Origin of the sequence: Bradyrhizobium sp. GCM10028915 (assembly GCF_042666195.1) — a bacterium.
Lineage (GTDB): Bacteria > Pseudomonadota > Alphaproteobacteria > Rhizobiales > Xanthobacteraceae > Bradyrhizobium > Bradyrhizobium canariense_D.
Genome location: NZ_JBHTFN010000010.1, coordinates 1 through 5,823, shown reverse-complemented (window position 1 = coordinate 5,823; position 5,823 = coordinate 1). Strand labels below are relative to the sequence as shown.

Here is a 5,823-nt window from a genome sequence, read left to right as displayed (position 1 = left end):
CGACCTGGAGCAGAAAACCCTGCAACCTCTCGACAACCCGTTCGGCACGAGGCTGTCACCCATGTCTTAGGTACGTTCCGTTACCCATGTCTTCGGGCCGGACAACCAGCTGGGTGGCGGAGAGAGTGGGATTCGAACCCACGGTACGGTTTCCCGCACACACGCTTTCCAAGCGTGCGCCTTAAGCCACTCGGCCATCTCTCCGGAGCGCACTCTCTTGAAGGGGCGCCGGTGATTTTGCAAGGGATCGCGGGGAAATCGGATGATTTTTCCGTAAGATATTGTACTTTATAGACAATATCAGGCGCCACGGCGACGCTTGGAACCGGCCGCCCGCTGAACCGGCGGCGGGTTTGGCGCGACGATTCACTCAAGACCGTCAAACACGTCCGGGGGCACCATGACCATCCGCAACACCATTGCCGCGCTGAGCCTGATTTGGGCCCTTGCCGCTGCCTTCGCCGGACCGGCCGCCGCCCAGGTCTGCACCCGGCACGGGGTTGATGTCAGCTGTGACGACGGACGGCGCGGGATGCTTTCGGGCGATGCCATCCTCTGGCCGGACGGCACGCGCTCGAGCGCGACGCCGCATCAAAGCGTCATCATCGGCCACAAGAGCTCAGTGCATGTCGGGCCCGGCGTGTTCGTCGGCCAGGGCAAGGGCATGGTGCCGCTCGACGATCCGAACGCGCCGAACAAGCGGCAGTGTGCGATTCTGGAGGGCGTGTCGTACTGCTATTGAGGCTGTCGTCTTCGGCCCTGCCCTCGCTGTAAAGAACGGGGGAGAAGAAGACTAGATCAACCGCACGCCTGAGATCGCCGACTTGAGCCAGCGCAGCGCTTGCGGCGGCTGGTTGGCGAGCGGCGCGACTGCAGCCTTCTCCGTCCGGCACTTCTCCAGTTCAGCGACGAAATCCGCCGACCATTGCTGGATGGTGTGGCCGCGCAGCTTCTTCATCATCGCATCCCAGCGCATCTTGCGCTCGGTGAGCGGCATCGCCGCCGCGACCGCGATCGCGCGCGCCATGCCGTCGATGTCATGCGGATTGACCAGCAGCGCGGCGTCGAGCTCGTTGGCCGCGCCGGCGAATTTCGACAGCACCAGCACGCCGGGATCAGCCGGATTTTGCGCAGCGACGTATTCCTTGGCGACAAGGTTCATGCCGTCGTGCAGCGGGGTCACCACGCCGATCTGCGCGGTGCGATAGAGGCCCGCGAGCACGGCCTGGCTAAAGCCTTTGTTGAGATAGCGGATCGGTGTCCAGTCGGCCTCGCCGTGGCGGCCGTTGACGTCGGACACGAGCCGCGCGACCTCGTTCTGCAAATTGCCATAGGCTTCGATGGCACCGCGCGAGGGATTTGCGATCTGCAACAGCGAGATGCTGCGCGCAAAGTGCGGATGCTCGGTCCAGAGCCGATCGAACGCGCTGATGCGGTTGACAAGGCCCTTGGAATAGTCGAGCCGGTCGACGCCGATCGCGAGCCGTTCACCGTTGAGACTGCGGCGCAGCCGCGACACGTCCGGATGCGACGCCGATTTCGCCGCGTATTGCGCGAACTTCTCGGCGTCGATGCCGATCGGAAACACCTCGCAGCGCGTTCGGCCATGCTGCGAGATCGCAACGCCGTCTTCGACGGCGAGGCCGAGTTCGCCCGCGACATAGCCGAGAAAATTCTGGCAATCGTCATTGGTCTGGAAGCCGATCAGATCGTAGGCCAGCATCGCCGTGATCAGCTCACGATGATTAGGCACGCCCTGCATCACCGCGGCGACAGGCCATGGCGTATGGAGGAAGAAGCCGATCGGATCGTCGACGCCGAGGTCCCGCAGCTCCGCGCCGAGCGCGAGGAAATGGTAATCCTGCACCCAGAACGCGGTTTGCGCTTTCCGGAAGCGCATCAAGGCGCGCGCCATGAAGGCGTTGACCTCGCGATAGCTGACATAGTCGTCACGCGAGACGCGGATCAGATCGCTGCGCGAGTGCAGCGCCGGCCACAGCGCCGAATTGGCAAAGCCCTCGTAATAGCCGCCATAGTGCGCCGCCGGCAGGTCCAGCGTCGCAATCGCGCCCGAACCCAGTGCTTCGATCTCGGCGAACGGCTCCTTCTGATGACCGTCACGCACACGGCCCGAGGATCCCACCCAGATCGCGCCCGAATGTTCCACAACGGGTAGCAAGGCCGCCGCGAGACCACCCGTCATGGGCTCATTGGGCTTGCCGCGCGCGACGCGATTCGAAACGACGACTAAGTTCACAGGTCGTCCCCTCCTGTTTCATTCCACCCCATTTAACTGCCGTTCATCAATATGGTTCCTGATCATCCTTTGCACCAATTGAAACCAAAATCGGGCGTGCGCGTTGGAACCGGTTTACCTCCAGGCAACCTGACGATTTCGCTACACAAAGCCGGATTTGGAACCGTGGCGCGCGCAGCATGAAGCGACGCGCTGGTGGAATTACGCACGCGATATGTGGCTCCGAGATGTCGGTGCCTTATTCCAACCTTGAGTCGTCGAGCAGCCGCGCAAGGAACGTGCGCACATCGTTCGGGGCGTCGAAGTGCCCGTTGACCCCCATGGCGCGGCGACCAACCGAAAAAGAGAGCCCGTTCATGTCGGGCATGATCGCGAACACGGTCTCATCGGTAACATCGTCGCCGATGAAGATCGGGCGGCGCCCCTTGAAAGGCTCGTGCTTCATCAACTCGCGCACGCCGGTCGCCTTGGTAAAACCGGAATGCTTGATCTCGCAAACGAACTTTCCGGGCAGCACCTCGATCGGCGCATTGGGCAGGTCGGCGCGGATCAGCGAAACGGCTTCGTAGATCGCTTTCTCCGCATGCGGCGCAAGGCGGTAGTGCAGCGCCAGCGAATAGCCCTTGTCTTCGAGCAGAATGCCGGGACTGAGCTTGGCCACCGCCGCGAGCCGCCGCTTCAGCTCCTTATCCAGCGGCGGCGCGCTGACGGCATCGGCTTCGTTGTCAATGGAAAGCCGCATCTCGGCGCCGTGGCCGGCGACGGCGCGAAAGACATCGGGCGCGAAGATCAGGTCGATGTCGTTGAGCGAACGCCCGCTGACCATCGCCAGCGCGCCCGACGTGCGCTCCGTCAGCCGGTTCAGCGTTTCCGACAGGCCTGGCGGCACCCACACCTCACGCGGCGTCGGCATCAGGTCGAGCAGTGTCCCGTCGATGTCGAGCAGGATCGCTGTTTCATTGAGATGCGGCACGAGTGCGTGGGGCACCGGCACCGCATCGGGCGCTTCATCGTCGACCATGGTGCGCTTTAGATCCAATTCAGCCAGTTCCGATTTCATAGTCTACTCCATGGACGCAAGCGGCCGCGCGATTTCTTCGAGCGATCTGCGTTCCGCCGAGATGGCATAGCGCCACGCCACGATCGCGGCCGCGATCATCAGGAACGCCCCCAGCAAATAGCCCGCGAACACGCTCGTGCGTGATCCCGTGTCGATCAGCGCCCCGAACAATGCGGGGCCGATCACGCCGCCGATGCCGGTGCCCACCGCATAGAACACCGCGATCGCGAGCGCGCGGACTTCCAAGGGAAAAGTCTCGCTGACGGTGAGATAGGCGGCGCTCGCGGCGGGCGAGGCAAAGAAGAAGATCACCATCCAGGCGATGGTCTGCCCCTGCGCGCTCAAGGCGCCGATCGAGAACAGATAACCCGACAGCGCCAGCAACACGCCCGACGCGCCGTAGGTGAACATGATCATGGTCCGGCGGCCGAGCGTATCGAACAGGCGGCCGAGCAGCAGCGGACCAAGGAAATTGCCGGCGGCGAAGGGAAGCAGATACCAGCCGACATGATCGGCGCTGATCCCGTAAAAATCGGTCAACACCAGCGCAAAAGTGAAGAAGATGGCGTTGTAGAAGAAGGCCTGCGCGATCATCAGCACGAGACCGACCATCGCGCGCTGGCGATAGACCGAGAACAGCGTGTGCACCACCTCGCGGATCGGCGTGTGAGTCCGCATTTTCAGGCGGATCCTGGCGAAACGCGCGTCGCTCGTATCCTGGCCGTGTCCGAGCACCGAGCGCTCGACCTCGTCGACGATCGCGTGGGCCTGGTCGGGACGGCCGTGGATCATCAGCCAGCGCGGACTCTCCGGAATCCACATCCGCATCAAGAGCACGACGAGGCCGATGGCCGCGCCGATGAGATAAGCGAGGCGCCAGCCGAGATCGGGGCCGATCACCGCGGGATCGAGCAGCACGATGGCCGCCACGGCGCCCATGGCGGCACCGATCCAGAAGCTGCCGTTGATGACGAGATCGGTCCAGCCGCGATAGCGCGCCGGCACCAGTTCCTGGATGGTCGAATTGATCGCAGTATATTCGCCGCCGATGCCGGCGCCGGTGAGGAAGCGAAACAGCGCGTAGCTCGCGACATTCCATGACAGAGCGGTCGCGGCCGTCGCCGAGAGATAGAGCGCGAGCGTGATGAAGAACAGCTTCTTGCGGCCGATGCGATCGGTTAGCCAGCCGAAGCCGAGCGCGCCGAGCACCGCGCCCGCGAGATAGGCTGAATTGGCTATGCCGAGATCGAGATTGGAGAAATGCAGGGCGGGACTTTGCTTCAGCGCGCCGGAGAGGGCGCCGGCCAAGGTCACCTCGAGGCCATCCAGAATCCAGGTGATGCCGAGCGCAAGCACGACGCGGGTGTGAAACCCGCTCCACGGCAGCGCGTCAAGCCGTGCAGGAATGCTGGTTTCGATGATGCGATCGGCCGCGGCCACCGTGGAGACCACAGGTCCATCGTTCGGCGCTGGGCTTCGCTGCAATTCCATCGCGTTGTTGCATCTGACCAATGGACATGGCCCCGGTTCACATGGCGTGGACGGGGGCGATCCGATCAAGGGGGTGCGGCATTCCGCCTGCCACCTGCGACAACGTCTGCGGCAGGGGCGGGTTCCAGCAGGAACGACCGCTGGCGGCGCTGGTTTTCGGTGGAGCCGCAAGGAGTTGCCCCATGGCTCATGCCAGAAAGACGACACATTCTCGCAAAACATCGGCGCGCAAGAGCACCAGACGCGCCGCACCGAAGCGCTGGTCACAGCGCGTGACGAAAGAGAGCGACGCGCTCGACCTCAAACAAGGAGTGTTCAAGCTGACCAGTGCGAAGAAGATCGCGGCTTCGTTGAAGCGCTCGGCCGAGCACAGCGCGCGTCGCAAGACCGGCGCCCACCGCTCGGCGCTGTCGATGCTGACGTTCTACATCAACCGCGCCGGCAAGACGCTGCCGCAGACGCAGCGCACGCGGCTGGAGCGGGCAAAGGTGAAGCTGAAGCGGGCGTTCGGGAGGGAGTGAGCGCCAGGTCGTCCTGGACAAGCGCAGCGCCGATCCAGGACCTATTACCCCAGGGAGCGGTTTGGCGATGACTCGGAGTTGGCAGTTCGCCCGGCAACTCCGCCTTGGGGTAATGGGTCCCCTGAGTTCACAAACGAAGTGCAACACTTCCATCTGGAGGTGTTGCCATGGGGCGGACTTACAAACAGCTCTCTCTTGACGATCGATGCGAGATTGCCCGCCTTTCGGCCAATGGCGGCTCGGTCGGGCAAATCGCGGCAGCTTTGGATCGGCCGCCATCAACGATCTCTCGGGAGCTGAGGCGGAACCGTGGCAGGCAAGTCGGCTACAAGCCAAGCTATGCTCAGCAGCAGACCCGGGCGCGGCGCTGGAAGGGCTCTCGCCTCGAGCGGGACGCCAGCTTGCGCCGCGAGGTCTTGGCAGGCTTGAGCCGCGGTTGGTCACCCGAACAGGTCGCAGGCAGGCTGGCCCGGGAACGTGGCCGTAGGGTGATC

At 63.6% G+C, this 5,823-nt stretch carries 6 protein-coding genes and 1 tRNA gene; 3 read left to right on the top strand and 4 right to left on the bottom strand.

Annotated features, from left to right (window positions below; all coding sequences use genetic code 11):
- Positions 1–114 precede the first annotated feature (114 nt).
- A tRNA-Ser gene (locus ACFQX9_RS08345) sits at positions 115–204 on the bottom strand.
- A gap of 196 nt (positions 205–400) precedes the next feature.
- Here ACFQX9_RS08345 and ACFQX9_RS08340 point away from each other — a divergent pair.
- Positions 401–742, top strand: a complete 342-nt coding sequence (locus tag ACFQX9_RS08340) for a hypothetical protein (RefSeq protein WP_018452861.1) — start codon at positions 401–403, stop codon at positions 740–742.
- Positions 743–793: 51 nt separating this feature from the next.
- Here ACFQX9_RS08340 and ACFQX9_RS08335 read toward each other — a convergent pair whose 3' ends face one another.
- The 3 genes from ACFQX9_RS08335 to ACFQX9_RS08325 form a co-directional block, all read right to left on the bottom strand.
- Positions 794–2,257: a trehalose-6-phosphate synthase gene (locus ACFQX9_RS08335; protein WP_085348221.1), complete on the bottom strand. Its 1,464-nt coding sequence runs from the start codon at positions 2,255–2,257 to the stop codon at positions 794–796.
- A 238-nt stretch (positions 2,258–2,495) separates the two neighbouring features.
- Positions 2,496–3,317 carry a trehalose-phosphatase gene (otsB, locus tag ACFQX9_RS08330; RefSeq protein ID WP_085348220.1) on the bottom strand — a complete coding sequence of 274 codons (822 nt, stop codon included), beginning with the start codon at positions 3,315–3,317 and terminating at the stop codon, positions 2,496–2,498.
- 3 nt (positions 3,318–3,320) lie between these two features.
- Positions 3,321–4,808 carry an MFS transporter gene (locus tag ACFQX9_RS08325; protein ID WP_166517464.1) on the bottom strand — a complete coding sequence of 496 codons (1,488 nt, stop codon included), beginning with the start codon at positions 4,806–4,808 and terminating at the stop codon, positions 3,321–3,323.
- 182 nt (positions 4,809–4,990) lie between these two features.
- Between ACFQX9_RS08325 and ACFQX9_RS08320 the strand changes: the two genes are divergently transcribed.
- Complete coding sequence (locus ACFQX9_RS08320) at positions 4,991–5,329, top strand: DUF3175 domain-containing protein (protein WP_377787712.1); 339 nt, start codon at positions 4,991–4,993, stop codon at positions 5,327–5,329.
- Positions 5,330–5,496: 167 nt separating this feature from the next.
- Positions 5,497–5,823, top strand: a 327-nt coding sequence (locus ACFQX9_RS08315; protein WP_377787709.1) for a transposase, incomplete at its 3' end; no start/stop codon positions are given.

Bases quoted from the DNA above. Each gene is read 5' to 3' on its own strand.
- ACFQX9_RS08340 (WP_018452861.1), top strand. From the start codon at position 401: ATGACCATCCGCAACACCATTGCCGCGCTGAGCCTGATTTGGGCCCTT.
- otsB (WP_085348220.1), bottom strand. From the start codon at position 3,317: ATGAAATCGGAACTGGCTGAATTGGATCTAAAGCGCACCATGGTCGAC.
- ACFQX9_RS08325 (WP_166517464.1), bottom strand. From the start codon at position 4,808: ATGGAATTGCAGCGAAGCCCAGCGCCGAACGATGGACCTGTGGTCTCC.
- ACFQX9_RS08320 (WP_377787712.1), top strand. From the start codon at position 4,991: ATGGCTCATGCCAGAAAGACGACACATTCTCGCAAAACATCGGCGCGC.